Origin of the sequence: Citrobacter sp. TBCS-14, from assembly GCF_005280805.1 — a bacterium.
Lineage (GTDB): Bacteria > Pseudomonadota > Gammaproteobacteria > Enterobacterales > Enterobacteriaceae > Citrobacter > Citrobacter gillenii.
In genome coordinates, this window is record NZ_SZWM01000758.1 from 1 (window position 1) to 208 (window position 208).

Sequence of the window (208 nt, forward strand, 5' to 3'; positions counted from 1 at the left end):
GGCGAAACGAGGCCATGTCATTAACACTGGTAAAGTGCTGCGTGGGGCACCATGGCAGATAGTCATCTTCTCGCTGGGGATGTATCTGGTGGTCTATGGCCTGCGTAATGCAGGGCTAACAGAATATCTCTCCAGTGTGCTGAACGTGTTGGCAGATAAAGGACTTTGGGCCGCGACGTTTGGTACCGGCTTCCTGACAGCTTTCCTG

General features: G+C 53.4%; 1 protein-coding gene. It reads left to right on the top strand.

What is annotated here, in order from left to right:
* On the top strand, positions 1-208 hold a 208-nt coding region (locus tag FDX22_RS21135), incomplete at both ends, for an ArsB/NhaD family transporter (protein WP_304571796.1).